The sequence below is a fragment of the Curtobacterium sp. AC273 genome, assembly GCF_979253735.1.
This window is the reverse complement of sequence record NZ_CEEDDU010000006.1, coordinates 136,789-161,882: the sequence shown is the minus strand read 5'-3', so window position 1 is coordinate 161,882 and position 25,094 is coordinate 136,789. Positions and strand designations below refer to the sequence as shown.

General features: G+C 69.9%; 16 protein-coding genes and 15 pseudogenes. 15 read left to right on the top strand and 16 right to left on the bottom strand.

From position 1 onward, the window contains the following. Positions 1 to 70 precede the first annotated feature (70 nt). On the top strand, positions 71 to 712 hold the full coding sequence (serB, locus tag ACZ8AI_RS11035) for a phosphoserine phosphatase SerB (protein ID WP_464858284.1): 642 nt from the start codon (positions 71 to 73) through the stop codon (positions 710 to 712). Positions 713 to 806: 94 nt separating this feature from the next. Here the strand turns inward: serB and fabG are convergent. Further along, positions 807 to 1,522: pseudogene (gene fabG, locus ACZ8AI_RS11030) on the bottom strand (3-oxoacyl-ACP reductase FabG). A 165-nt stretch (positions 1,523 to 1,687) separates the two neighbouring features. Between fabG and ACZ8AI_RS11025 the strand changes: the two are divergent. Continuing rightward, the gene (locus ACZ8AI_RS11025) at positions 1,688 to 2,314 is read left to right on the top strand and encodes a DUF3099 domain-containing protein (protein ID WP_464858283.1); all 627 of its coding nucleotides are present in this window, start codon (positions 1,688 to 1,690) and stop codon (positions 2,312 to 2,314) included. 191 nt (positions 2,315 to 2,505) lie between these two features. Beyond that, positions 2,506 to 3,459, top strand: a complete 954-nt coding sequence (locus ACZ8AI_RS11020) for an SURF1 family cytochrome oxidase biogenesis protein (protein ID WP_464858282.1) — start codon at positions 2,506 to 2,508, stop codon at positions 3,457 to 3,459. Here ACZ8AI_RS11020 and ACZ8AI_RS11015 read toward each other — a convergent pair. Further along, a pseudogene (locus ACZ8AI_RS11015) lies at positions 3,443 to 5,044 on the bottom strand (ABC-F family ATP-binding cassette domain-containing protein). The gene ACZ8AI_RS11020 and the pseudogene ACZ8AI_RS11015 overlap by 17 nt on opposite strands. A 115-nt stretch (positions 5,045 to 5,159) precedes the next feature. Between ACZ8AI_RS11015 and ACZ8AI_RS11010 the strand changes: the two are divergent. Continuing rightward, on the top strand, positions 5,160 to 5,759 hold the full coding sequence (locus tag ACZ8AI_RS11010) for a biotin transporter BioY (RefSeq protein ID WP_071293992.1): 600 nt from the start codon (positions 5,160 to 5,162) through the stop codon (positions 5,757 to 5,759). Positions 5,760 to 5,982: 223 nt separating this feature from the next. Here ACZ8AI_RS11010 and ACZ8AI_RS11005 read toward each other — a convergent pair whose 3' ends face one another. From ACZ8AI_RS11005 to sufB, 8 genes and pseudogenes are all read right to left on the bottom strand, one after another. Continuing rightward, on the bottom strand, positions 5,983 to 6,312 hold the full coding sequence (locus ACZ8AI_RS11005) for a metal-sulfur cluster assembly factor (RefSeq protein ID WP_071293993.1): 330 nt from the start codon (positions 6,310 to 6,312) through the stop codon (positions 5,983 to 5,985). After that, positions 6,312 to 7,085: a Fe-S cluster assembly ATPase SufC gene (sufC, locus tag ACZ8AI_RS11000; protein WP_464858499.1), complete on the bottom strand. Its 774-nt coding sequence runs from the start codon at positions 7,083 to 7,085 to the stop codon at positions 6,312 to 6,314. Before sufC ends, ACZ8AI_RS11005 begins: the two co-directional genes overlap by 1 nt. Before the next feature lie 99 nt (positions 7,086 to 7,184). Beyond that, a pseudogene (locus ACZ8AI_RS10995) lies at positions 7,185 to 7,469 on the bottom strand (non-heme iron oxygenase ferredoxin subunit); the annotation flags it as partial. Beyond that, a complete protein-coding gene (locus ACZ8AI_RS10990) occupies positions 7,469 to 7,609 on the bottom strand; it encodes a hypothetical protein (protein ID WP_464858281.1) in 141 nt (46 codons plus the stop codon). The pseudogene ACZ8AI_RS10995 and the gene ACZ8AI_RS10990, both read right to left, overlap by 1 nt. A gap of 48 nt (positions 7,610 to 7,657) precedes the next feature. Then, positions 7,658 to 7,849: pseudogene (locus tag ACZ8AI_RS10985) on the bottom strand (SufD family Fe-S cluster assembly protein); the annotation flags it as partial. Further along, positions 7,768 to 8,213 (bottom strand): annotated as a pseudogene (locus tag ACZ8AI_RS10980) (SufB/SufD family protein). The pseudogenes ACZ8AI_RS10980 and ACZ8AI_RS10985, both read right to left, overlap by 82 nt. A 328-nt stretch (positions 8,214 to 8,541) precedes the next feature. Then, entirely contained in the window at positions 8,542 to 8,754 is a 213-nt protein-coding gene (locus ACZ8AI_RS10975; RefSeq protein ID WP_464858280.1) for a hypothetical protein, read from the bottom strand. Next, positions 8,755 to 10,173 carry a Fe-S cluster assembly protein SufB gene (gene sufB, locus ACZ8AI_RS10970; protein WP_464858279.1) on the bottom strand — a complete coding sequence of 473 codons (1,419 nt, stop codon included), beginning with the start codon at positions 10,171 to 10,173 and terminating at the stop codon, positions 8,755 to 8,757. It abuts the gene before it with no gap. A gap of 313 nt (positions 10,174 to 10,486) precedes the next feature. Here sufB and ACZ8AI_RS10965 point away from each other — a divergent pair, with 313 nt between their 5' ends. Continuing rightward, positions 10,487 to 11,416, top strand: a complete 930-nt coding sequence (locus ACZ8AI_RS10965; protein WP_464858278.1) for a COX15/CtaA family protein — start codon at positions 10,487 to 10,489, stop codon at positions 11,414 to 11,416. Positions 11,417 to 11,793: 377 nt separating this feature from the next. Here the strand turns inward: ACZ8AI_RS10965 and ACZ8AI_RS10960 are convergent. After that, positions 11,794 to 12,722 (bottom strand): annotated as a pseudogene (locus tag ACZ8AI_RS10960) (heme o synthase). A 404-nt stretch (positions 12,723 to 13,126) separates the two neighbouring features. Between ACZ8AI_RS10960 and tkt the strand changes: the two are divergent. The 10 genes and pseudogenes from tkt to pgl all read left to right on the top strand — a co-directional run bounded on the left by tkt (position 13,127) and on the right by pgl (position 21,463). Then, positions 13,127 to 15,221: pseudogene (gene tkt / locus ACZ8AI_RS10955) on the top strand (transketolase). Between the two features lie 140 nt (positions 15,222 to 15,361). Then, positions 15,362 to 16,478: pseudogene (gene tal / locus ACZ8AI_RS10950) on the top strand (transaldolase). Continuing rightward, positions 16,478 to 18,075 (top strand): annotated as a pseudogene (locus ACZ8AI_RS10945) (glucose-6-phosphate isomerase). Before tal ends, ACZ8AI_RS10945 begins: the two co-directional pseudogenes overlap by 1 nt. A gap of 192 nt (positions 18,076 to 18,267) precedes the next feature. Next, positions 18,268 to 18,681 (top strand): annotated as a pseudogene (locus ACZ8AI_RS10940) (glucose-6-phosphate dehydrogenase); the annotation flags it as partial. A gap of 88 nt (positions 18,682 to 18,769) precedes the next feature. Next, positions 18,770 to 18,844: pseudogene (locus ACZ8AI_RS10935) on the top strand (hypothetical protein); the annotation flags it as partial. Between the two features lie 85 nt (positions 18,845 to 18,929). Then, positions 18,930 to 19,351, top strand: a pseudogene (locus ACZ8AI_RS10930) (glucose-6-phosphate dehydrogenase); the annotation flags it as partial. 101 nt (positions 19,352 to 19,452) lie between these two features. Beyond that, entirely contained in the window at positions 19,453 to 19,617 is a 165-nt protein-coding gene (locus tag ACZ8AI_RS10925; protein WP_464858498.1) for a hypothetical protein, read from the top strand. 200 nt (positions 19,618 to 19,817) lie between these two features. Continuing rightward, positions 19,818 to 20,003: pseudogene (locus ACZ8AI_RS10920) on the top strand (glucose-6-phosphate dehydrogenase assembly protein OpcA); the annotation flags it as partial. Next, positions 19,933 to 20,480, top strand: a pseudogene (locus ACZ8AI_RS10915) (OpcA/G6PD domain-containing protein); the annotation flags it as partial. The pseudogenes ACZ8AI_RS10920 and ACZ8AI_RS10915, both read left to right, overlap by 71 nt. Positions 20,481 to 20,692: 212 nt before the next feature. Then, positions 20,693 to 21,463, top strand: coding sequence for a 6-phosphogluconolactonase (gene pgl / locus ACZ8AI_RS10910; RefSeq protein ID WP_464858277.1), 771 nt, complete (start codon positions 20,693 to 20,695; stop codon positions 21,461 to 21,463). A 267-nt stretch (positions 21,464 to 21,730) separates the two neighbouring features. On the opposite strand, the gene ACZ8AI_RS10905 is transcribed toward pgl, so the two are convergent. From ACZ8AI_RS10905 to ACZ8AI_RS10885, 5 genes and pseudogenes are all read right to left on the bottom strand, one after another. Continuing rightward, the gene (locus ACZ8AI_RS10905) at positions 21,731 to 22,090 is read right to left on the bottom strand and encodes an RNA polymerase-binding protein RbpA (protein WP_071291709.1); all 360 of its coding nucleotides are present in this window, start codon (positions 22,088 to 22,090) and stop codon (positions 21,731 to 21,733) included. 3 nt (positions 22,091 to 22,093) lie between these two features. After that, positions 22,094 to 22,345 carry a preprotein translocase subunit SecG gene (secG, locus tag ACZ8AI_RS10900; RefSeq protein WP_058727797.1) on the bottom strand — a complete coding sequence of 84 codons (252 nt, stop codon included), beginning with the start codon at positions 22,343 to 22,345 and terminating at the stop codon, positions 22,094 to 22,096. Between the two features lie 120 nt (positions 22,346 to 22,465). Then, entirely contained in the window at positions 22,466 to 23,245 is a 780-nt protein-coding gene (tpiA, locus tag ACZ8AI_RS10895) for a triose-phosphate isomerase (protein ID WP_464858276.1), read from the bottom strand. 118 nt (positions 23,246 to 23,363) lie between these two features. Further along, positions 23,364 to 24,370, bottom strand: a pseudogene (locus ACZ8AI_RS10890) (phosphoglycerate kinase); the annotation flags it as partial. Between the two features lie 123 nt (positions 24,371 to 24,493). Next, on the bottom strand, positions 24,494 to 25,093 hold the full coding sequence (locus ACZ8AI_RS10885; protein WP_464858275.1) for a hypothetical protein: 600 nt from the start codon (positions 25,091 to 25,093) through the stop codon (positions 24,494 to 24,496). Position 25,094: the final 1 nt, after the last annotated feature.

Below are 25,094 nucleotides of genomic sequence, written 5' to 3'. Positions count from 1 at the left end.
CCAGCACACTGCCTGGAGGCGCGGCGCACGTCACACGGACGAGCCGCCCCTCCGGCAGTCGGTACCGCTGGTGCGTGCCCGCTTCCTCGTCGTCCTCGATGCCGATTCCACGCTCCTCGAGGACGAGGTCATCGAGCTGCTGGCCGACAGCGCCGGGACCCGGACACAGGTCGAGGCGGTCACGGAGCGCGCCATGCGCGGCGAGATCGACTTCGCCGAGAGCCTCCGGCAGCGTGTCGCGACCCTGGCGGGCCTCCAGGCCGACGTCTTCCGCCGTGCGCAGGACGCGGTCCGTGTGACGCGCGGAGCCGACGAACTCGTCCGGGGTGTGCACGCCGCCGGCGGCACCGTGGGGGTGGTGTCCGGCGGGTTCCACGAGGTCCTCGACCCGTTCGCCGAACGACTCGGGCTCGACCACTGCCGGGCGAACCGGCTCGAGGTGACCGACGGAGTCCTCACCGGGCGCGTGCTCGGCGACGTCGTCGACGCGCACGCCAAGGCCGTGGCGCTGCGGGAGTGGGCCGCGGCCGACGGCGTGGACGCAGCGCGGACCGTGGCGGTCGGCGACGGCGCGAACGACCTCGGGATGATGCGCGTCGCCGCGCTGTCGGTGGCGTTCGACGCGAAGCCGCGGGTGCGCGAGCAGGCGGACGTGGCGATCGTCGACCGCGACCTGTCCGCGGTGCTCGCGACGCTGGGCCTGCGCGGCTGAGCGGACCGTCCGGTTCTTCGCGCTCAGCGACACGCCACGCGCGCGAGCACCCGTGAAAACTGTCACTGGGCACGAAACGGCGCGCAGGCGCTGGCTAGTGCCCCCTGCCGAGGCCGCCGTCGACCGGGATGACCGCGCCGGAGATGTACCCGGCACCGCGTCGCCGGCGAGGAACAGCGTGGCGTCCGCGACGTCGTCGACCGTGCCGTAGCGCGCGGCCGGGATCTGCTTCTTGAACTCGGCCTGCAGTTCCTCGGGCAGCGCCGCCGTCATGTCGGTCTGGATGAAGCCGGGGGCGACGACGTTCGCGGTGATGCCGCGCGAGCCGAGCTCACGGGTGATCGAGCGGGCCATGCCGACGAGGGCGGCCTTCGACGACGCGTAGTTGACCTGCCCGACCTGGCCGTAGGCGCCGACGACGCTCGACATCAGGACGATGCGGCCGAACTTCGCCTTCATCATGCCCTTGGTGGCTCGCTTGACGACCCGGAAGGTGCCGGTCAGGTTGGTGTCGATGACGCTCGTGAAGTCCTCTTCGGACATCCGGAGCAAGAGCTGGTCGTTCGTGATGCCGGCGTTCGCCACCAGGACCTCGATCGGCCCGAGCTCGGCCTCGACCTGCGTGAAGGCGGCGTCCACCGAGGCGGTGTCGGTGATGTCGGCCTGCACCGTGAGCGCACCCTCGGGGCCGCCCTGCCCGCTGCGGGAGGTCACGGCGACGCGGTGTCCGGCGGCGACGAACCGTTCGGCGAGGGCGTGGCCGATGCCGCGGTTGCCGCCGGTGACGAGGACGGTACGGGGGGTGCTCATGGTCGCTCCGTTCGGGGTGGGGTGCTCGGCGCGCCGGGACCGGGGCCGGTCGGACACGCCCGGACGAGCGTACCGGAGCCGATACCCGCACCTGTCCCCCGGGAGCTGCCCACATCTGTCAGTGGTCGGGCTTAGGCTGGACCAGGGCAGAGGAAAGAACATCGGATGAAGCAGACCAACAGCATCACGTCCCTCCCGGACTCACCGGAGCAGGACCGCGCACACCGGCTGTCCCGTTACGTCTGGCAGATGGCGGTCCGTGTGGTGTTCTTCGTCGGCGCGGTGCTGGTGTGGTCCGTGTGGCACACCTGGCTCGCCGTCATCCCGATCGTCCTCGCCGGTGTCATCCCCTGGGTCGCCGTGGTCATCGCGAACGCCGGCAACCACACCGAGAGCGACATGGTCTCCCCCGCCGGGTCGATCGAGCTGTACGACGCCGTCGACCCGGGCCTCCGCGAACAGCAGGAGGACGCCCGTGCCGAGGCCTACCGCGCCGAGCAGGACCGGCTGCGCGAACAGGCACAGCACGCACAGGAAGAGTGGCAGCGCAACGGCGACCGCTCCGTGTCTGGGGTCGTCGCTGATGGGCGCGACCTTCGACCTCTTCACCGAACCCGGCTCGACCCCGGTGGCGCTCGCGCGCCGGCTGCGTGTCGACCGCTGCCTGGCGCATCCAACTGGCGCAACCCCGGATCCACGCGACCGACCGCGTCAAGATCTGGGCGGCGTGCGACGAGCACCGCGACTTCCTCGCGGACTACCTGCGCTCCCGGTCCTTCCCCGTCCGGGTGACCGGCATGCACGAGGACGTGGACCGTCTCGACGACGAGCGCGACCCGGCCGACGCCCCGAAGAACGACGTCGGTGCGCGTGCGGCCGGTGAGCGTCGGTGACGGACCGATTCGACCCGGGCTCCCGGTACGGCCGTCGGCACGCCCAGAAGATCGAGCGGGCCGCGGCAGCTGACCGTGACCGAACGGCGCGTGACCCGGACGAGCCCTTCGTCGGCTGGCGCTTCGTGCAGAAGCCGCCGGTGGCTCGGCTACTTCGCCATCGCCGTGGCGTTCGCGATCGTCTGCACCCTGTTCGGCATGTGGCAGTGGGACCGCCGCAACGAGGCCGTCCGCCAGAACGAGCAGGTCGCGCAGAACTACGAGCACACGCCGGTGCCGCTCGACCAGGCACTCCCCCGGGCCGGCAGCTGGGACGACTCGCAGACCTGGCTGCGTGTCACCGCCACCGGGCGCTACGACGTCGACGACCAACTGCTCGTCCGCAACCGCGTGCACAACGGGCAACCCGGGTTCGAGGTCCTGACGCCCCTCGTCACCGACGACGGCCGCGCGTTCATGGTCGACCGCGGCTGGGTCCCCACCGGCAACGAGCAGGACGCCCCGGACCACGTGCCGGCTCCTCCCACCGGCGAGGTCACGGCGATCGTCCGACTCCAGCAGAGCGAGCCACGCATCCCGGGCCGTACCGATCCCGCCCACACCGACCAGGTGCAGTCGGTGACGCTGTCCGACGTCGCGAAGAAGGTCGACAGACCGATCTGGACGGGTGCGTACGGGCAACTCGCGTCCGAGGTCACCGGCCCCGACGGAGGCGCGTCCGCTCGGCTGGGACCGGCCGACCGCCGACACCGGGCTGCACCTCAGCTACTTCATCCAGTGGTTCATGTTCGCGGCCGGCGGCTTCGGGTTCCTCGCCTACCTGATGGTGCAGGAGTACCGGAACCTCAACCAGGACGACCCGGAAGAGCGCGAGCGCGCCCTCGAGCGCCAGCGCCGCAAGGACGCCAAGCCCAAGACCGACGCCGAGATCGAGGACGAGCTGCTGCGGTCCGGCCGCTGACGGACCGGAGGCACGGTCGGCGGGCCCGCCACGTGCCTCCTGTCCGCCTCCAGCGCACCACGCGCGTCACGCGAGCTCGATGAGCTCCGCGTAGTCCTTGTTCCAGTGGTCCTCGGTGCCGTCCGGCAGCAGCAGCACGCGCTCGGGGTTGAGCGCCTCGACCGCACCGGCGTCGTGGGACACCAGGACGACGGCGCCCTCGAAGCCGGCGAGGGCGTTCAGGATCTCCTCGCGCGAAGCCGGGTCCAGGTTGTTCGTCGGCTCGTCGAGCAGCAGGACGTTCGCACCGGAGACCACGATCATCGCGAGCGACAGGCGGGTCTTCTCACCACCGGACAGGACGCCGGCCTTCTTGTAGCCGTCGTCGCCGGTGAACAGGAACGACCCGAGCACCCGACGGGCCTCGGTCTCGTTGAGGTCGGTCGACGCCGAGACCATGTTCTCGATCACCGTGCGGTTGATGTCGATGTTCTCGTGCTCCTGCGCGTAGTAGCCGATGCGCAGACCGTGGCCGGGCTGGATCTCGCCGGTGTCGGGCTGGTCCGCACCCGCCAGGATGCGCAGCAGCGTCGTCTTGCCCGCACCGTTGAAGCCGAGGATGACCACGCGCGAACCGCGGTCGATCGCCAGGTCGACGCCCGCGAAGATCTCGAGCCGACCCGTACGATTTCGACAGCCCCTCGGCCATCAGCGGCGTTCGGCCGCACGGGGCCGGGGTGGGGAAGCGGATCTTCGCGACCCGGTCGGCGACGCGCTCGTCCTCGAGGCCGGCGAGCAGCTTGTCGGCACGCGCGACCATCTGGTGGGCGGCCGCGGCCTTCGAGGCCTTGGCGCCGAAGCGGGCGGCCTGGTCCTTGAGCGTGGCGGCCTTCTTCTCGGCGCCCGCACGCTCCTTGCGGCGGCGCTCCTCGTCGGCGACGCGCTGCCGCTGGTACAGCTTCCAGCCCATGTTGTAGATGTCGATGGTCTGGCGGTTGGCGTCGAGGTAGAAGACGCGGTTCACGACCTCGTCGACGAGCTCGACGTCGTGGGAGATGATGATGACGCCACCGGGGTAGGTCTTCAGGTGCTCGCGGAGCCACACGACCGAGTCGGCGTCGAGGTGGTTCGTCGGCTCGTCGAGGATCATCGTCTCGGCGTCCGAGAACAGGATCCGGGCGAGCTCGATGCGGCGGCGCTGGCCACCGGACAGTGTCTTGAGCTGCTGGTCGAGGATGCGGTCCGGCAGCTTGAGGTTCGACGCGATCGACGCCGCCTCGGCCTCGGCCGCGTAGCCGCCGAGCGCGTTGAACTGGTCGTCGAGCCGGCTGTACCGGCGCATCGCCTTCTCGGCCACGGCGGGGTCGTCGCTCGCCATGTCGAGCGTCGCGAGGCGGATACCCTCCACCAGCTCACCGAGGCCACGAGCGTCGAGGATGCGCTTCCGCGCCGTCTCCTCCGGGTCACCGGAGCGGGGGGTCCTGCGGGAGGTACCCGATCTCGCCTCCGCGGTCGATCTTGCCGCCGGTGGGCTGGGTCTCGCCCGCGAGGGCCTTCGTCATCGTCGTCTTCCCCCGCGCCGTTGCGGCCGACGAGTCCGATCTTGTCGCCCTTCTCGACGCGGAAGGAGACATCCTCCATGAGGAGGCGAGCCCCGACGCGGATCTCGAGTTCGTGCACGGCAAGCACAGTGGACGTCCAATCAGTTGGTGGGTTTGCACAACGGTGTGTGCGGGAGGTGCACCGCTACGCTGACGGGACCGATGGTCCTGAAGAGGACCAGCAGTCCATTCTAGGAGAATCCATGACGAACGCCACCGGGTTCGCTCCCCGCGCAGTCCTCGCCGACCGTCTGCGCACCCACGGCCTGGCCACCGACGCCGCCCTGATCGCCGGAGGCGCGCTGTTCACCGCCGCCATGGCGCAGGTGCAGGTCCCGATGTGGCCGGTGCCGATCACCGGGCAGACCCTGGCCGTCGTGCTCGTCGGCGCCACCCTCGGCGCCCGGCGCGGCATGCTCTCGCTGCTCGTCTACGCCGTCGCGGGCCTGGCCGGTGCGCCGTTCTTCGCCGAGATGACGGGCGGCCTGCAGGCCCTCGCCGTCCCGAGCTTCGGGTACGTCATCGGCTTCATCCCGGCCGCGGGCGTCGTCGGCTGGCTCGCTCGCCGCAACTGGGACCGCCACGTCGGCCGCGCTGCGGTGGCGTTCACGCTCGCGAGCGCGATCCCGTTCGTGACCGGCCTGCCCTACCTGGCCGTCGTGCTCGGGCAGCTCGGCGCGCCCAACGACCTGCAGTCGGTGCTCGCCGCCGGCCTGTACCCGTTCATCGTGGGCGGCGTCGCGAAGGCCCTCATCGCCGCCGGCATCCTGCCGCTCGCGTGGAAGGCCGTCGGCCGCCGCTGACCCGGGACGTCCCGGCCGGGCGTCTCGGCCGGCTGTCGAGGTCGCACGACACGCCGCGTGCGAGTCGCCGAGATCGCAAGAAGTGCCGCTTTGTCTCCGGACAGGCGGCACTTTTTGCGATCTCGGCACCCGCAGCGTCGCCCCCGGCGCGGGGTGCGCACAGACGGACGGGAGGCGCGGTGCCAGCTGGCACCGCGCCTCCCGTCCGTTCATGTGGTGGCGTCTAGATCGAGAACCCGAGCGCGCGCATCATCTCGCGCCCGTCGTCGGTGATCCGCTCCGGACCCCACGGCGGCATCCAGACCCAGTTGATGCGGAACGCGTCGACGATGCCGTCGAGCGCGTTCGCGGTGTCACCCTCGATGACGTCGGTCAGCGGGCAGCCCGCGCTCGTCAGCGTCATGCTGATCACGAGAGCGGTCGCCTCGTCGTCCCAGGCGAGGTCGTAGATGAGCCCGAGGTCGACGATGTTGACGCCGAGCTCCGGGTCCTGCACCTCTTTCAGGCCCTCGACGACCTCGTCGAACTTGTCGGGTGCGAGTGCGGTGATCATCAGTTCCCCGCCGCTGCGGCCGCGGCCTGCACGTAGCGGTCGTAGCCCTCGTTCTCGAGGCGCTCGGCGAGCTCGGGACCGCCCTGCTCGGCGACCTTGCCCGCGACGAACACGTGCACGAAGTCCGGCTTGATGTACCGGAGGATGCGCGTGTAGTGCGTGATGAGCAGGACGCCGAGGCCCGTGGCGGCCTTGGCGCGGTTGACGCCCTCGGACACGATCTTCAGCGCGTCGACGTCGAGGCCGGAGTCGGTCTCGTCGAGCACGGCGAACTTCGGCTTGAGGAGCTCGAGCTGCATGATCTCGTGGCGCTTCTTCTCGCCACCGGAGAAGCCCTCGTTGACGTTGCGCTCGGCGAAGGCCGAGTCCATCTTGAGGTCGGCCATCGACTGGCGGAGGTCCTTCACCCAGCTGCGGAGCGCGGGAGCCTCGCCGTCGATCGCGGTCTTCGCGGTGCGGAGGAAGTTCGACACCGTGACGCCGGGGATCTCGACCGGGTACTGCATGGCGAGGAACATGCCGGCGCGGGCACGCTCGTCGACGCTCATCGTGAGGACGTCTTCACCGTCGAGGGTGATCGAGCCGCCGACGACGTTGTAGCGCGGGTGGCCGGCGATCGTGTACGCGAGGGTGGACTTGCCGGAGCCGTTCGGCCCCATGATCGCGTGGATCTCGCCCTCGTTGATCGTGAGGTCGACGCCCTTGAGGATCTCCTTGACACCCTGGTCGGTGTCGATCGAGACCTGCAGGTCGCGGATTTCGAGAGTGGACATTGCGTTCCTTCGATTGCAGCTGTGGTGCGGCGTCAGCCGCGGGAAGTGTTGGAGGTGCTCAGTCGACCGGGACGGGTCCTGCACGTCGACGTAGACGTCGCCGTCGCGGACCTCCACCCGGAAGACCGGGACGGGCTCGTACGCCGGGAAGTTCTGCGGCTTGCCGGTCGCCAGGGCGAACCGGGAGCCGTGCGCCCAGCACTCGAGCGTGTCGCCCTCGACGAACCCCTCCGCCAGGGAGATGTCGCCGTGGGTGCACGTGTCGCCGATGGCGTGCACGGTGCCCGCAGAGTCCTTCACGATGGCGACCGCGGTGCCGTCGACCACGGCGCGCATCGGGCTGTCCACCGCGATGTCCGCCTCGGCGCAGACCTTCGTCGACATCAGGCCGTGGCTGCTTCCGTCTCGGGCGCGGCGAGGACCGTGCGCCCTTCGAGGAGCTCCTGCTCGACGGCGGCGATGAGGCGTTCCTCGAGCTCGGGCGCGCCGATCTTCTGGATGACCTCGACCAGGAAGCCGAGCACGACCAGTCGACGTGCTTCTTCCTCGGAGATGCCGCGAGACTGCAGGTAGAACAGCTGCTCGTCGTCGAAGCGACCGGTGGCACTCGCGTGGCCGGCGCCCTCGATGTTGCCCGTCTCGATCTCGAGGTTCGGGATGCTGTCCGCGCGCGTGCCGTCGGTCAGGACGAGGTTGCGGTTCTGCTCGTACGAGTCGGTGCCGTCGCCGGCGCGGCCGATGAGGACGTCGCCGATCCAGACGGTGTGTGCGCCCTGGCCTGCAGCGCGCCCTTGTAGTTGACCCGACCGCGCGTGTTCGGCGCGTCGTGGTTCACGTAGACCTGCTGCTCGATGTACTGCCCGGCGTCGGCGAAGTACACGCCGTACATCTCGGTGTCCGCGCCCTGCGCACCGAGGTGCGTCGAGGGTTGACCCGCACGACGTCGCCGCCGAGCGAGACCACGACGTGCTTCAGGAAGGCGTCGCGGCCGACCTCGGCGAAGTGCGTCGACACGTGCACGGCGTCGTCGTCCCAGTCCTGCAGGCTGACCACCGTGAGGCGGGCGCCGTCGCGGACGACGATCTCGACGTTCTCGCTGAGGAGCGCCTTGCCGCGGTTGTCGAGCACGACGATGCCCTGCGCGTGCGCCTCGGCCGTGATGACCGTGTGCGCCGCGCGGGGCTGCGTGCCGAAGTCCGAACGGGTCAGCGTGATGAACTCGTGCGCCTCGGTCGCCTTCACGGTGATCGCGAGCACCGCGTCACGCGCGGTCCAGGCGGCCGCAGCGGCGCGGTCCTCGGGCAGGCCGGCCGTGCCGACGCGGGGGTCGTCGCTGCGGCCCCACTCGACGTCGGCGCCGTCGGACTGCCGGGCGAGGAAGGGGTAGGCGGAGCCGTCGAGCCCACCGGCGAGGAGCGGCTGGAGCTTCGCGAGCGGTGCGAACTTCCAGTTCACCTCACGCCCGGTGACCGTCGGGAAGGCGTCGATGTCGCCGGACTGCGGGCGCTCCGAACGGGTCTGGACGGGGATGTCCTTTTCCTTCGGGGGCGTCCCAGCCGCCGTCCGAGTGCGCGCCGGCACCGTGCTGCGCCGGGGTGGCCGCAGACGGCTGCGCGGACTCGGCCGGAGCGATCGGCTGGTCGATGTGGGGAGGGGTGGAGCTGGACATCTAGCCGACGGATCCTTCCATGCTCATCTCGATGAGCTTGTTGAGTTCGAGTGCGTACTCCATCGGGAGCTCGCGGGCGATCGGCTCGATGAAGCCGCGCACGATCATCGCCATCGCCTCGTCCTCGGGCATGCCGCGCGACATCAGGTAGAACAGCTGCTCCTCGCTCACGCGGGAGACCGTGGCCTCGTGCCCGAGCTGGACGTCGTCGACGCGGATGTCGATCGCCGGGTACGTGTCGGATCGCGAGATCGTGTCCACCAGCAGCGCATCGCAGCGGACGGTGTTCGCCGCGTGGTGCGCGTTCGGGTCGACCCGGACCTCGCCGCGGTAGCCCGCACGGCCACCACCACGAGCGATCGACTTCGAGACGATCGACGACGTCGTGTACGGCGCCATGTGGATCATCTTCGCGCCGGCGTCCTGGTGCTGACCCGGACCGGCGAAGGCGACGGAGAGCGTCTCGCCCTTGGCGTGCTCACCGGCGAGGTAGATCGACGGGTACTTCATCGTGACCTTGGAGCCGATGTTGCCGTCGATCCACTCCATCGTCGCGCCCTCGTGCGCGATCGCACGCTTGGTGACGAGGTTGTAGACGTTGTTCGACCAGTTCTGGATCGTCGTGTAGCGAACGCGGGCGTTCTTCTTCACGATGATCTCGACGACGGCCGAGTGCAGCGAGTCCGACTTGTAGATCGGGGCGGTGCAGCCCTCGATGTAGTGGACGTAGGAGTCCTCGTCGGCGATGATCAGCGTCCGCTCGAACTGGCCCATGTTCTCGGTGTTGATCCGGAAGTAGGCCTGCAGCGGGATCTCGACGTGGACGCCCTTCGGGACGTAGACGAACGAGCCGCCGACCAGGACCGCCGTGTTCAGCGCGGCGAACTTGTTGTCGCCGGCCGGGATCACGGTGCCGAAGTACTCCTCGAAGATCTCGGGGTGCTCACGGAGCGCGGTGTCGGTGTCCATGAAGATGACGCCCTGCTGCTCCAGGTCCTCGCGGATCTGGTGGTACACGACCTCGGACTCGTACTGTGCGGCGACACCGGCGACGAGGCGCTGGCGCTCGGCCTCCGGGATGCCGAGCTTCTCGTAGGTCGCGCGGATGTCCTCGGGGAGGTCCTCCCACGACTGCGCCTGCTTCTCGGTGGAGCGGACGAAGTACTTGATGTTGTCGAAGTCGATGCCCGTCAGGTCGGCACCCCACGTCGGCATCGGCTTGCGGCCGAAGAGCGACAGGCCCTTCAGCCGGTTCTTGAGCATCCACTCGGGCTCGTTCTTGAGGTTCGAGATGTCGGTGACGACCTCTTCCGAGATGCCACGACGGGCAGAGGCCCCGGCCGTGTCGGAGTCGGACCAGCCGAACTCGTATTGGCCGAGCCCCTCGAGCTCGGGACGGTCGATGAGCACGTCGGACATGGTCTCCTCGTTTCCTTCTCGCGGGGCAGCGTCTTCGGGTGTCAACCCGTGGCGTCTGGACGCCATTCCACCGCAGACCGCCGACACGCTGTTCTGTGCACGGCGGGCACGGTGTTGCTCCTCGCAACGTCGATGGTTCCACGCAGTCCTGGGTTCCACCGGCGATCTCGGCCCATTCGGAGCCGGCGCCTGCCTAGACTTGACTGCTGCTGAACCCTCGAATCCTACAGGTTCACTGCACGGAACAACAGGAAGGCACCACCCTCGTGACTCGCGTCGTCTCCCCCGTCGACCAGGACGTCCGGACCCCGCGGTGGTGGTCCCTCCCCGGATCGTCGACCAGCGCGTGGTCGTGCTCGCCTGGGCGTCGTTCGTCGTCGAGGTCGTCCTGATCGGCACCGGCGGCCTCGTGCGCCTCACCGCGTCCGGCCTCGGATGCCCCACCTGGCCCAAGTGCACGGCGGATTCGCTCGTGTCGACGCCGGAGATGGGCGTGCACGGGATCATCGAGTTCGGCAACCGACTCCTCACCTTCGTGCTCGTCGTCGTGGCCATCGCGATGTTCCTGCTCGTGGTCCGGATGCGCCGCACGCGCCCCGAACTCTTCTGGCTCGCGTTCGCCCAGGGCGCAGCGATCCCGGTGCAGGCGGTCATCGGCGGTCTCAGCGTGTTGACGAACCTCAACCCCTACGTCGTCGGGCTGCACTTCGTCGTGTCGACGCTCCTCACGAGCATCACGGCGACCCTCGTCTACCGCTCGGTGAGCGGCCCGCGCACCGGCCCGCGTCTCGTGCCCGGCTGGTACACCGGCGTCGTCCGCGGCACGGTCGTCGCCGCAGCCGTCACCGTGCTGCTCGGCATCCTCACCACCGGCAGCGGCCCGCACGCCGGCGCCTCGGCGGCCGTCGACGGTGGACGCCTGCACCGCACCGGCTTCGATCCGGGCATCCTGCAGCACGTGCACGCCGTGCCGGCCTACGCCCTCTTCGCGCTCACCCTGGTGCTCGTCGTCGGAGCGGTCCGCCTGCGCCTGTCGAGCAAGTGGGCGCTCGTCCTGCTCGTCGTCGAGTTCGTGCAGATCGCCGTCGGCCTGACCCAGGCGCGCATGCACCTGCCGGTCGGCCTGGTCGGCACGCACATGGTCCTCGCGGGACTGCTGGTCGCCACCGTCACGGTCGTCGTGCTCGCCACGCGCGGCTCCGCTGGTCGCCAGGCGGTCCGGGAGCCGCTCACCGCCGCCTGATCCGCCCACGCCCGACACCCCACGAGTCGATCGACTCGTGGGGTGTCGTCCGTTGCGGACGCATCGGATGCGCGCGCATCGTCCGACTCCCCACCCGTCGATCGACGCGTGCGACGTCGCAGCATGCGCATGCGTCGGCAGCGCAGTGCAGGACGCGACCAGCGGCGGGCCTGGAGGCACGGTGCGGCCCCGCCACGCGCCTCCAGGCCGTCGACTTCGTGCCGTCCACCGCGCCGGTGCGCGACCGCCGGTCAGCCGCGCGCCCCGTGCGCGGTCGGCCACGAATGCACGCCTGACCCGTCGCGCGACCGCTGCGCGGCGCTGCGCGCCCGCGCCAGCGCCAGCGCCAGCGCCAGCGCCAGCGCCAGCGCTCCGCGCTAGAAGGTGAAGACCTGCGGCAGCAGCGGGTCGATGCCCACCGCGATGAAGAGCAGCGTCAGGTACGTGATCGAGCTGTGGAAGACCCGCATCGGCTGCACGTGCTCGACGTGCTGGATCGCCCGCGAGTACAGGCGGTGCGACTCCACGACGAACCAGATGCCGCCGGCCAGCGCGACGACCGTGTAGAGCGGCCCCATGTGTGCGACCGGGATCAGCAGCAGCGAGCAGACCAGCGTCGCCCAGGCGTACAGGACGACCTTGCAGCCCGACGACGGTGCGCCCACGGACCACCGCGAGCATCGGGACGTCGGCGCGGTCGTAGTCGTCGCGGTACTTCATCGAGAGCGGCCAGTAGTGCGGCGGCGTCCAGAGGAAGATCACCATGAAGAGGATGACCGGCGCCCAGGTCAGCGACCCGGTGACGCCCGCCCAGCCGATGAGCACGGGCATGCAGCCGGCGGAGCCACCCCAGACGATGTTCTGCGGGGTGCGGCGCTTGAGCCACAGTGTGTAGACGAACACGTAGATGAGGATCGCGATGACGCTCAGCGCGGCGGCGAGCCAGTTCACCAGGAAGCCCAGCACCGCGGTCGACAGGACGCCGAGCACCCACGAGAACACCAGGGCCTCGCGGTCGGAGAGCTCACCGGTCACCAGCGGACGGGTGCTCGTCCGCTTCATCAGCCGGTCGATGTCACGGTCGATGTAGCAGTTGAAGGCCGAGGCCGACCCGGCCGACATCGCGCCGCCGAGCATCGTCCAGAACACCGAGCCAGAGGTCCGGCACGCCGCGTTCCGCCAGGAACATCGTCGGCGCCGTGGTGACCAGGAGGAGCTCCATGACCCGCGGCTTCGTCAGGGAGACGTACGCACGGACCTTGCGGGACAGCGCCGACCGGGGTCGATCGGTGTCGGGCCGGGTCACGGTGGCAGTCGGCAAGGGAACCTCAGTCTGTTCGCATCAGCTCGCACACTCGGTGGACGACTGCGGCGGCGTCCGGGCATGCGCTGACCCGGAATGTCCACGGGTCTCGAACAGTTTACGTGATCGAAGCGCCGCGAAGGTGCCCCGCTCTCGATCGACACGCCCGGCCCAGCTGGTGCGACGACGATGCCGAGTGCACAACTCGCGTCACCTGAACCCCTTCTGAGTGCATGGTCACTATGCTGGAGACGCCCTCCCGCAGTGCGTGCCCCGATGACGTCGGCCGCGAAGAGCCGGTCGGTGGCCGCGAGACGGCGACACGACGTAGGCCCCGGGATGGCGATCATGTCCGTGCGATGGCACGAGCCCTCGCACATGTCGCATCAAGAAGGGTCAACATCCAAGTGGCTGAATTCACCTGGGACGCCATCGACCGGAAGGCCGTCGACACGGCCCGCGTACTCGCCGCCGACTCGGTCGAGGCCGCTGGCAACGGTCACCCCGGCACCGCGATGAGCCTCGCACCGCTCGCACACCTGCTCTTCCAGAAGGTGATGCGTCGCGACCCGAGCGACTCCACCTGGATCGGCCGCGACCGCTTCATCCTGTCGGCCGGTCACGCCTCGATCCTGCAGTACGTGCAGTTCTACCTGCACGGCTACGGCCTCGAGCTCGAGGACCTCCAGCAGCTCCGCAAGTGGGGCTCGAAGACCCGGGTCACCCGGAGTACGGCCACACCGACGGCGTCGAGATCACCACCGGCCCGCTCGGCCAGGGCCTCGCGTCCTCCGTCGGCTTCGGCTACGCGCAGCGCTTCGAGCGCGGCCTGTTCGACCCGGAGGCCGCCGACGGCGAGTCGCCCTTCGACCACTTCACCTACGTGATCGCCGGTGACGGCGACATGCAGGAAGGCGTCACGAACGAGGCCGCCAGCCTCGCCGGCCGCCAGCAGCTCGGTCGCCTGGTCGTCTTCTACGACTCGAACCAGATCTCGATCGAGGACGACACCGACATCGCCTTCTCCGAGGACGTCGCGGCTCGCTACGAGGCGCTCGGCTGGCACGTCCAGCACGTCGACTGGAAGAAGACCGGCGAGTACTCCGAGGACGTCGAGGAGCTCTACCGCGCGGTCGAGGCCGCCAAGGCCGTGACGAACAAGCCGTCGCTCATCGTCCTCAAGACGATCATCGGCTGGCCGTCCCCGACCAAGCAGAACTCCGGCAAGATCCACGGCTCCGCCCTCGGCGCCGAGGAGCTCAAGGGCCTCAAGGAAGTCCTCGGCTTCGACCCCGAGCAGACCTTCCACGTCGACCCCGCGGTGCTCGAGTACACCCGTGGCGCCGTCGCCAAGGGCCAGGCGCAGCACGCCGAGTGGCAGAAGACCTTCGACGCGTGGGCCGCGGCCAACCCGGAGAAGAAGGCGATGCTCGACCGCATCAACTCCGGCGAGCTGCCCGAGGGCCTCGAGGAGGCGCTGCCGGTCTTCCCGACCGAGAAGGCCGTCTCGACCCGCGCCGCGTCCGGCAAGGTCATCAACGCCATCGCGCCGCTCATGCCCGAGTTCTGGGGCGGCTCCGCCGACCTCGCCGAGTCGAACCTGACCACGATCGAGGGCGCGAAGTCCTTCGGTCCGGCCGAGGCCTCGACGAAGACGTGGAGCACCGACCCGTACGGCCGCGTGCTGCACTTCGGCATCCGCGAGCACCGCGATGGGCTCGATCCTCAACGGCATCGTCCTGCACGGGAACACCCGCCCCTTCGGCGGCACCTTCCTCATCTTCAGCGACTACATGCGCCCGGCCGTCCGTCTCGCCGCGCTCATGGAAGGCGCCGGCGATCTACGTGTGGACGCACGACTCCATCGCCCTCGGCGAGGACGGCCCGACGCACCAGCCGATCGAGCAGATCAGCGCCCTCCGCGCCATCCCGGGTCTGGACATCGTCCGCCCGGCCGACGCGAACGAGGTCGCCTACGCCTGGCTCGAGATGCTCAAGCACAAGGACCGCCCGGCCGGCATCGCGCTGAGCCGCCAGAACCTCCCCGTGTTCGAGCGCGGCGAGGGCGAGGCCTCCGGCGACGTCTTCGCCTCGGCGAAGAACGTCTCGAAGGGCGCGTACATCCTGGCCGAGGCGCCAAACGGCACCCCGGACGTGATCATCATCGCGACCGGCTCCGAGGTCCAGATCGCGGTCGACGCCCGCGAGCAGCTCAAGGCCGAGGGCATCAACGCCCGCGTCGTGAGCGCCCCGTCCCTCGAGTGGTTCCGCGCGCAGTCGGAGAACTACCAGGACCAGGTCCTCCCGAAGACCGTCACCGCCCGCGTGTCGGTCGAGGCCGGCATCGCCATGAGCTGGCGCGACATCGTCGGCGACAAGGGCCGCAGCGTCTCGATCGAGCACTTCGGTGCCTCGGCCGACTACCAGACGCTGTTCAAGGAGTTCGGCTTCACGACGGAACACGTCGTGGCCGCCGCGAAGGAATCGCTCGCGGCTTCCTGACCCGCTGGGGCCGGGTCCGGTTCGCCGGATCCGGCCCTTCTTCCGGGAGGCGCGGCTCGGCCCCGCCACGCGCCTCCCGGTCCCCAGACCCCGACTTCACGGTCCCACCGGACCAGTCGATGAAAGAAGAAGAGAAACACATGGCTGAGAACACCCCCACCGCCGCCCTCTCCGCGGTCGGCGTGAGCATCTGGCTCGACGACCTCTCCCGCGAGCTCCTCGAGACCGGCAAGCTCACCGAGCTCATCGAGCAGAAGAACGTCGTCGGCGTCACCACCAACCCGACGATCTTCGCCTCGGCCCTCGCCAAGGGCGAGCGCTACGACGCGCAGGTCAAGGAACTGGCCGCGGCCGGCACCGACCGTGACCAACGCGATCTTCGAGATCACCACGCAGGACGTCGCGAACGCCTCCGACGTCTTCAAGCCGATCTACGACGAGACCAAGGGCTTCGACGGCCGTGTCTCGATCGAGGTCGAGCCGGGCCTCGCCCACGACACCGCGAAGACCATCGAGCAGGCGAAGTTCCTGTTCGACAAGGTCGGCCGCGAGAACGTCCTCATCAAGATCCCCGCCACGATCGAGGGCCTCGAGGCGATCACCGAGGTCATCGGCGCCGGCATCTCGGTGAACGTCACCCTGATCTTCTCGCTCGAGCGCTACCGCGCCGTCATCGACGCCTACCTCGGTGGGCTCGAGAAGGCCAAGGCCGCCGGCCACGACCTCTCGAAGATCCACTCGGTCGCCTCGTTCTTCGTGTCGCGTGTCGACTCCGAGATCGACAAGCGCCTGGACGCCGTCGGCACCGACGAGGGCGAAGGCCCTGAAGTCGAAGGCCGGCATCGCCAACGCGCAGCTCGCCTACCAGGGTCTGGACCGAGGCGTTCGCCTCCGAGCGCGCCCTCGGCCTGCTCGAGTCCGGTGCGAACACGCAGCGTCCGCTCTGGGCCTCGACCGGTGTCAAGGACCCGTCGCTCCCCGACACGCTCTACGTGACCGAGCTCGCCGCCCCGAACACCGTGAACACCATGCCGGGCAAGACGCTCGACGCGACGTTCGACCACGGTGAGATCCACGGTGACGCCATCGCCGGCACGTTCGACGCCGCACAGTGGTGTGCTCGACCAGCTCGCCGCGCAGGGCATCGACTACGACGACGTCGTGGCGCTGCTCGAGAAGGAGGGCGTCGACAAGTTCAACGTCTCGTGGGGCGAGCTCGTCGACACGGTCAAGGCAGCACTCGAGGGCGCCAAGTAGTGACCGTCTCCATCGCTGCCAGCGGTGACGCGGCGCGGGCCATCGACTCGGTGGTCCTGCGCCTCGTCACCGACCTGGTGGCCTCGGGCATCACCGCCCAGGACCCCGAGCTCTGGGGTCCCGACGCCGAGGCCGAGGCGTCCGAGCGCCTCGGCTGGGTGGAGGCCGTCTCGGTCTCCCGCCCGCTCGTCGACGAGGTGGTCGCCCTGCGCGAGAGCCTGCGTGCCGAGGGGATCGACCACGTCGTCCTCGCCGGCATGGGCGGGTCCTCGCTCGCGCCCGAGGTCATCACCCGGACCTCCGGCGTGCCGCTCACGGTCCTCGACTCGACGAACCCGGCACAGGTCCGCGCCGCCGTCGAGCACGAGCTGGCGCGCACGGTGCTCGTCGTGTCCTCGAAGTCGGGTTCGACCCTCGAGACCGACTCGCAGCGCCGGGTGTACGAGCAGGCCTTCCGCGACGCCGGCCTCGACCCGGCGGGCCGCATCGTCGTCGTCACCGACCCGGGCTCCCCGCTCGAGGCCGAGGCGACGGCTGCCGGCTACCGCGTCTTCACCGCCGACCTGACCGTCGGCGGCCGCTACTCGGCGCTGACCGCCTTCGGCCTCGTGCCGTCCGGCCTCGCCGGCGTGGACATCGCCGAGCTCCTCGACGAGGCCGACGCCATCTCGGCGCTCCTCTCCGTGGACATCGACGAGAACCCGGGCCTCGTGCTCGGTGCGGTCCTCGGCGGCACCAGCCCGCTGCGCGACAAGATCGGCATCGTCCCCGACGGCACCCACATCGTCGGCTTCGGCGACTGGGTGGAACAGCTGATCGCCGAGTCCACCGGCAAGAGCGGCCGCGGCCTGCTCCCGGTGGTCCTCGACGTGGACTCCCCCGAGGTCACCGCCGGTCTCCCCGACCTGCAGATCATCCGCCTGGTCGGCTCGCGTAGGAAGAACGCCACGTCGCCGACGGCGAGGTCGAGATCACCGGCACGCTCGGCGGGCAGCTCCTCGTGTGGGAGTACGCCGTCGCCGTCGCCGGGCGCCTGCTCGGCATCGGACCCGTTCGACCAGCCCGACGTCGAGGCCGCCAAGGTCGCGACGCGTGCGCTGCTCGACGACCGCCCCGCGTCGGCGGAGCCGGCGTTCTCCGAGGACGGCATCGCCGTCCGCGCGACGCCCGGACTGACGGTCGGGACGACGCTCGCGGAAGCCGTGTCGGGCCTCCTGTCCGCACTCGACCCCACGGGGTACGTGTCGGTCCAGGCGTACGTGGACCGCACCGCGAACCGCGAGCTCAAGCCCTGCGCGACGCCCTGGCGGCGCGCACCGGCCGTCCGGTCACCTTCGGCTACGGCCCGCGGTTCCTGCACTCGACCGGCCAGTACCACAAGGGCGGGCCCGCGAACGGCGTGTTCCTGCAGATCGTGGCCGACGAACCCGACGACCTGGCGATCCCGGGCCGTCCGTTCACGTTCGGGCAGCTCATCCAGGCCCAGGCGTCCGGCGACGCGAGTGTCCTCGCGCAGCACGGCCGACCGGTCCTGACCCTCACGACGTCGGACGTCGCCGCTGCCACAGCAGCACTCGCGTCCGCCGTCACCCTCTGACTCTCGAAGGAGTTCACCGACCATGTCACCGGTGGCAATCACCCCGGAGCACAACCCGCTCCGGCTGCCGACGGATCGTCGACCTGAACCGGATCGCGGGACCCAGCACCCTCATCATCTTCGGCGTGACGGGCGACCTGTCCCGCAAGAAGCTGATGCCCGCGGTCTACGACCCCGGCGAACCGGGGGCTCCTGCCCCCGGGTTCGCCCCTCGTCGGGTTCGCTCGGCGTGACTGGGAGGACCAAGACTTCTCCCAGCTCGTCCACGACGCCGTCAAGGAGCACTCCCGCACCCCGTTCGACGAGGACGTCTGGCGTCAGCTCGAACAGGGCATCCGCTTCGTCCAGGGTTCGTTCGACGACCCCGAGGCGTTCCGCGAGCTCAAGCGCACCGTCGACGACCTCGACACGGAGCGCGGCACGCTCGGCAACCACGCGTTCTACCTGTCGATCCCGCCGAAGATGTTCCCGGTCGTCACCGAGCAGCTGAAGCTGTCCGGCCTGACCGAGAAGCGCGACGGGTCCTGGAGCCGCGTGGTCGTCGAGAAGCCCTTCGGCTCCGACCTCCGCACCGCGCGCGAGCTCAACGCGATCGTCGAGAGCGTCTTCGCTCCGGACGACGTGTTCCGCATCGACCACTACCTCGGCAAGGAGACCGTCCAGAACCTGCTGACGCTCCGGTTCCGCGAACCAGATGTACGAACCCATCTGGAACTCGAACTACGTGGACCACGTGCAGATCACGATGGCCGAGGACATCGGCGTCGCCGGACGTGCCGCGTACTACGACGGCATCGGCGCGGCGCGCGACGTCATCCAGAACCACCTGCGTGCAGCTCCTCGCGCTCACCGCGATGGAAGAGCCCGTCTCGTTCAAGGCCGCGGACCTCCGCGCCGAGAAGGAGAAGGTCCTGTCGGCGGTGCGGCTCCCGGCCGACCTGGCGACGTCGACCGCCCGCGGGCAGTACGCCGGCGGCTGGCAGGGCGGCGAGAAGGTGCTCGGCTTCCTCGACGAGGCCGGCATGAACCCCGAATCCGGCACCGAGACGTACGCGGCGATCAAGCTCGACATCGCCACCCGGCGCTGGCAGGGCGTCCCGTTCTACCTGCGTGCCGGCAAGCGTCTCGGCCGTCGCGTCACCGAGATCGCGATCGTGTTCAAGCGCGTCCCCGAGGACGTCTACGGCAACACGCAGTCGCCCTCGGTCAGAACGCGCTCGTCATCCGCGTGCAGCCGGACGAGGGCGTCACGCTCCGGTTCGGCTCGAAGGTCCCCGGCGTCGGCACCCAGGTGCGCGACGTGACGATGGACTTCGGCTACGGCCAGCAGCGTTCACCGAAGCGTCCCCCGAGGCGTACGAGCGACTCATCCTCGACGTGCTCCTCGGCGACCCGCCCCTGTTCCCCGGCACCAAGAGGTGGAGCTGTCCTGGAAGATCCTCGACCCGATCGAGGAGTTCTGGGCCACGCAGGGGCCAGCCCGAGCAGTACCGTCCCGGCACGTGGGGTCCGGCGTCCGCCGATTGCCCTGCTCGCCCGTGACGGCCGGACCTGGAGGGCGTCCACGAAGATCGACATGCCGAACACCACGGTCTCGAAGATCCAGAAGAAGCTCGTCCACATCCGCGAGGAGGGCCGGCGCCGTCGCCCTCGGTCGCGTCCTGACCCTCATCATCTCGACGGCCCTGGGCCACGAGGAAGAGGCGATCGAGGCCGCGAACGAGGCCTCGCGCGAGCACCCGATGCGGGTGATCATCGTGTCGAAGAACGACGGTGACACGGAAGTCGCCGGGTCGCCTCGACGCGCAGATCCGCGTGGGCAGCGACGCGGGTGCGAGAGCGAGGTCATCGTCCTCCGTGCGTACGGCGAGACCGCGACCGACGAGGAGAGCCTGGTCACGGGCCTCCTGCTGCCGGACGCGCCCGTCGTCGCCTGGTGGCCGCAGACCGCGCCCGAGCAGCCGTCCGCTTCGGCGCTGGGCCGGTCGCGCAGCGCCGCATCACCGACGCGGCCGCGCAGCGGGCCTGAACGGCGCGATCGAGGCCCTCGGTGCCTCGTACGTGCCGGGCGACACCGACTTCGCGTGGACCCGTCTCACCCTGTGGCGGAACCAGCTCGCCGCGGCGCTCGACCAGCCGCCGTACGAGCCGGTCACCGCGGTCGAGGTCTCGGGTGCGTACGACAGCCCGTCGACGATCCTCCTCGCCGCGTGGCTGCAGCTGCAGCTCGAGGTGCCGGTGTCGGTCGTCACGTCGCCCCGCGCGACCGGGTCGAGCGGCATCCACGGCGTGAAGCTCGTGCGCGAGTCCGGCACCATCGAGCTCGAGCGGTCCCTGGTGGACGTCGCGACGCTTCGATGCCCGGGCAGCCGACGCACGACCTGTCGCTGCCGCGCCGCAGCCTGCGCGACTGCCTGGCCGAGGAACTCCGTAGACTCGACCCGGACGTCCTCTTCGGAGACGTCGTCAAGCACGGGGTACCACAGCTGCGCGAGTCGATCGCCGGCTGAACCAGCCCCACACGACCGGCCGGTCCGCTCGCCCGAGCACCAGGACCGGCCGGTCGGACCGAAGAGCGGTCCTCGCACCGATGGGCCGCCACGAACACGGGAGTCACGTGACCAACGAACGGCGGTGCTGGTGCACACCGGACAAGCAGGCCCTCGGCGCTTCGGTCGCCGCACGCTTCATCACCAAGATCATCGACGTGCTCGACGAGCAGGAGCGCGCGGACATCGCGATCAGCGGTGGCTCGGTGTCGTCGCTCGTCCTCGCCGCGATCGGCCAGTCGCAGGCTCGCGAGAGCGTCGACTGGTCGAAGGTACACGTGTGGTGGGTCGACGAGCGCTGGGTCCCGGCGGGTGACGCCGACCGCAACATCACCGGCACGCAGACGGACTTCTTCGACCACGTCGACATCCCGGAGTCGAACATCCACCCGATCGCCGCGTCCGACGCCGGCATCAGCATCGACGAGGCCGCCGCGCAGTACGAGCGCGAGCTGCGGGATGCCGCTCCCGAGGGTGCGCTCGCTCCGCGGTTCGACATCACGTTGCTCGGCGTCGGCCCGGACGGCCACACCGCGTCGCTGTTCCCGGAGTTCCCGCAGCTCGACGTCACCGACCGTGCCGTCCTGTCGGTCGACGACTCCCCCAAGCCGCCGCCGCAGCGCCTGACGCTCACCTTCCCCGTGATCAACGCGTCGCAGCGGGTGTGGGTCATCCTCTCCGGTGCCGAGAAGGCGTCCGTCCTCGGGCTCGCGCTCGCGGGTGCCGCCGTCGACGAGGTCCCGGTCGGAGGCGTCCAGGGGCGCAAGCGCACCGTGTTCTTCGTCGACCAGGACGCCGCTCGTGACGTCCCCGAGAACCTCATCGCGTCGACCTACTAAACGCGACTGCTCTCCGGACGGGAGGCGCGGTGCCAGCTGGCACCGCGCCTCCCGTCCGTTCGCGGTCTGGTCTCGGGCCGCACCGAGCGGGTGCACAACGTCACGCTCGGCGCCGCGAGTCGAGCCGCGCTGACCGTCGAGATCGCACTTCGGCGGCCACGAACCGTCGTGTCGGCGCACAAAGTGCGATCTCGGCGGAACGCCTGCGGCGCGCACACGACGAGAGCCCCGCACCTGACGGTGCGGGGGCCTTCGTGACGTCGGCCGCTACTTCGCGGTTCCGCGACGCTGCCGGAGCTGCTGGAGCGCGTCCTCGAGGAGCTGCGCTGCCTCTTCCTCGGTGCGACGCTCCTTCACGTACGCGAGGTGCGTCTTGTAGGGCTCCGTCTTGGAGACCACGGGAGGGTTCTCCTTGTCGCGGCCAGCCGGGAGCCCGGTCGACGGCGAATCCACCGTCTCCGGGATCTCTTCGTCAGGAAGGCCGGCGGCGAAGTACCGCACGACCTCGTTGCCGAGGGCGTCCCAGTAGGAGATCGCCACCCGCTCGGCCTGGACCCCGCGGTCCTGCTCCCCCATCGGACCTGCGCCAACGCGCGAGCCCCGGATTGCACTGCCTCCGCTTGCCATGGATCAGCTCCCCGCCGTGAACTTGTTGATGAGACCGAGCACGATGATGGAGACGATCCAGACCAGACCGAGGATCACCGTGATGCGGTTGAGGTTTCGCTCGGCGACGCCGGACGCCCCGAGGTTGCTCGTCACGCCGCCGCCGAACATGTCGGAGAGGCCGCCACCGCGGCCCTTGTGCAGCAGGATGAGGAGCGTGAGCAGGAGGCTCGTGATTGCGAGCAGGACCTGCAGCACGACGGAGAGAATCGCCACGACGTACCTTTCGTGTCAGTCAGCCATCCGAGTATACCGGCCAGGTGGTCGGCCGAGGTTCCCCGGGCTGGGCGTGGCACGAGGCCGGCCGCACGTGGCGACCGGCCTGTGACCGGTGGATCAGAGTCCGACGTGCTGCCGGAAGCGCGCGATGGCCGCGAACTCCTGCACGTCGAGGGAGGCGCCACCGACGAGCGCGCCGTCGATGTCGGGTTCGCGGAGGAAGCCCGCGATGTTGCCGGACTTCACCGAGCCGCCGTAGAGCACACGGGTCGCCGCAGCGGCCTCGTCGCCCCAGGCCGCAGCGATGCCGCGACGCAGGGCCGCGCATTCGTCCTGGGCCTGCTCGGCGGTGGCGGCCTGGCCGGAGCCGATTGCCCAGACGGGCTCGTACGCCACGACGATCTCGGACGGCTTCACCGCGTCGAGCACGACCTGCAACTGCTCGACGGGCACGACGCCGGCGCCGCGCTCCTCGCGCTGCGCACCGGTCTCGCCGACGCAGACGACGGGCACGAGGCCGTGCTTGACGGCCGCTGCGGTCTTCGCTGCGACGACCTCGTCGGTCTCCCCGTGCAGCGTGCGCCGCTCGGAGTGGCCGACGATGACGTACTGGGCGTCGAGTGCCGCGAGGAACGCGCCGGAGACGTCACCGGTGTAGGCACCGGAGTCGAACTGCGACAGGTCCTGCGCACCGAAGTGGATCGGCAGCTTGTCGGCCGAGATGAGCGTCTGCACGCTCCGCAGGTCGGTGAAGGGCGGGAACACCACGACCTCGACGTCGTCGAAGTCGTGGCGCGCGTCCTTCAGGGTCCACGCGAGCTTCTGCACCGTGGCGATGGCCTGGAGGTGGTCCAGGTTCATCTTCCAGTTGCCGGCGATGAGTGGCGTCCGGGTCATGCGGTCCACCCCAGTGCTTCGAGACCGGGCAGCGACTTGCCCTCGAGGAACTCGAGGCTCCACCGCCACCGGTCGAGATGTGCCCGAACTGGTCGTCCGAGAAGCCGAGCGAGCGCACGGCAGCGGCGGAGTCGCCACCGCCGACGACGCCGAGGCCGTCGACCTCGGTGAGCGCCTGCGCGACGGTCTTCGTACCGGCCGCGAACGCGGGAACTCGAACACGCCCATCGGGCCGTTCCAGAACACCGTCTTCGAACCGGACACCGCGGAGGCGAACCGTGCCGCGGTCTCCGGGCCGATGTCGAGCCCGATGCCGTCGGCGCCGAACGACGACGACTCGATCGCGTCGGCCGGCACGGTCTCGTGGTCGGCGTCCGCCGCGAAGGCCGAGGCCACCACGACGTCGGTCGGCAGGTCGATGGTGACGCCGAGCTCCTTCGCCCGCGAGAGGTACTCGCGCACGACGTCGAGCTGGTCTGCCTCGAGCAGCGACTTCGCGACCCCGTGGCCCTGGGCCGCGAGGAACGTGAAGAGCATGCCGCCGCCGATGCACAGGGTGTCGACCTTGGGCAGGATGTGGTCGATCACGCCGAGCTTGTCGCTGACCTTCGAACCGCCGAGCACCACCGTGTAGGGGCGCTCCGGGTCCTTCGTCAGTCGCTCGAGCACCCGCAGCTCGGTCTCGATGAGCGAGCCGGCCGCGCTCGGCAGGGCCGACGCGAGCTCGTACACCGAGGCCTGCTTGCGGTGGACGACACCGAAGCCGTCGGACACGAACGCATCCCCGAGGGCGGCGATGCGGTCCGCGAAGGCACCGCGCGTGGCGGCGTCCTTCGAGGTCTCCTCCGGGTTGAACCGGCGTTCTCGAGCAGCAGGACGTCGCCGTCCTCGAGGAAGGCCTCGGCGGCCGCGGTCGCCTCGTCGCCGACGGTCTCGCCGACGAACGTGACCTCTTTGCCGAGCCGCTCGGAGAGCCAGCTGACCCACCGGTGCGAGCGAGAACTCCGGCTTGGGCTCGCCGTCGGGGCGGCCCAGGTGGGAGAATCCACGATGACGCGTGTCGCCGGCGGTGATGAGGGTGTTGAGGGTCGTCGGCGATGCGCGGACGCGGCCGTCGTCGGTGATCGTGCCGTCCTTGAGCGGGACGTTCAGGTCACTAGCGGACGACGACGCGCTTGCCGGCGAGATAGCCGAGGTCCTCGAGGGTGCGGAGGGCCATGTGTTAGAGCCGCTCGCCCACGTACTCGGTCAGGTCGACGAGACGGTTCGGGTAGCCCCACTCGTTGTCGTACCACGCAGGGTGATCTTCACGAGGCCGCCGATGACCTTGGTCAGGCCGGAGTCGTAGATCGAGGAGTGCGGGTCCGTGGTGATGTCGGTCGACACCAGCGGGTCCTCGCTGTAGAGCAGGATGCCCTTGAGCGGACCCTCGGCTGCCTCCTTGTAGGCGGCGTTGATCTCGCTGTCGACGATGACCTCGGACTTGGTCTCGAGGGTGAGGTCGGTGATCGACCCGGTCGGGACCGGCACGCGGGCGCTTGAAGCCGTCGAGCTTGCCGGCGAGCTCCCGCAGGACGGGGCCGATGGCCTTCGCCGCACCGGTGGAGGTCGAGGACGATGTTGCGGGGCGGCGGCGCGGGCACGACGCGGGTCCTTGTGCGGGCCGTCCTGCAGGTTCTGGTCGGCGGTGTAGGCGTGCACCGTCGTCATGAGGACCACGCTCGATGCCGAACTTGTCGTAGGAGCACACCTTGGCGAGCGGCGCGAGGCTGTTCGTGGTGCAGGACGCGTTCGAGGATGATGTGGTGGTTCGCGGGGGTCGTACTGGCCCTCGTTCACACCGAGCACG

Bases quoted from the DNA above. Each gene is read 5' to 3' on its own strand.
- ACZ8AI_RS11025 (WP_464858283.1), top strand. From the start codon at position 1,688: ATGAAGCAGACCAACAGCATCACGTCCCTCCCGGACTCACCGGAGCAG.
- ACZ8AI_RS11010 (WP_071293992.1), top strand. From the start codon at position 5,160: ATGACGAACGCCACCGGGTTCGCTCCCCGCGCAGTCCTCGCCGACCGT.
- ACZ8AI_RS11005 (WP_071293993.1), bottom strand. From the start codon at position 6,312: ATGATCACCGCACTCGCACCCGACAAGTTCGACGAGGTCGTCGAGGGC.
- sufC (WP_464858499.1), bottom strand. From the start codon at position 7,085: ATGTCCACTCTCGAAATCCGCGACCTGCAGGTCTCGATCGACACCGAC.
- ACZ8AI_RS10975 (WP_464858280.1), bottom strand. From the start codon at position 8,754: ATGTCCAGCTCCACCCCTCCCCACATCGACCAGCCGATCGCTCCGGCC.
- sufB (WP_464858279.1), bottom strand. From the start codon at position 10,173: ATGTCCGACGTGCTCATCGACCGTCCCGAGCTCGAGGGGCTCGGCCAA.
- ACZ8AI_RS10905 (WP_071291709.1), bottom strand. From the start codon at position 22,090: ATGGCAAGCGGAGGCAGTGCAATCCGGGGCTCGCGCGTTGGCGCAGGT.
- tpiA (WP_464858276.1), bottom strand. From the start codon at position 23,245: ATGACCCGGACGCCACTCATCGCCGGCAACTGGAAGATGAACCTGGAC.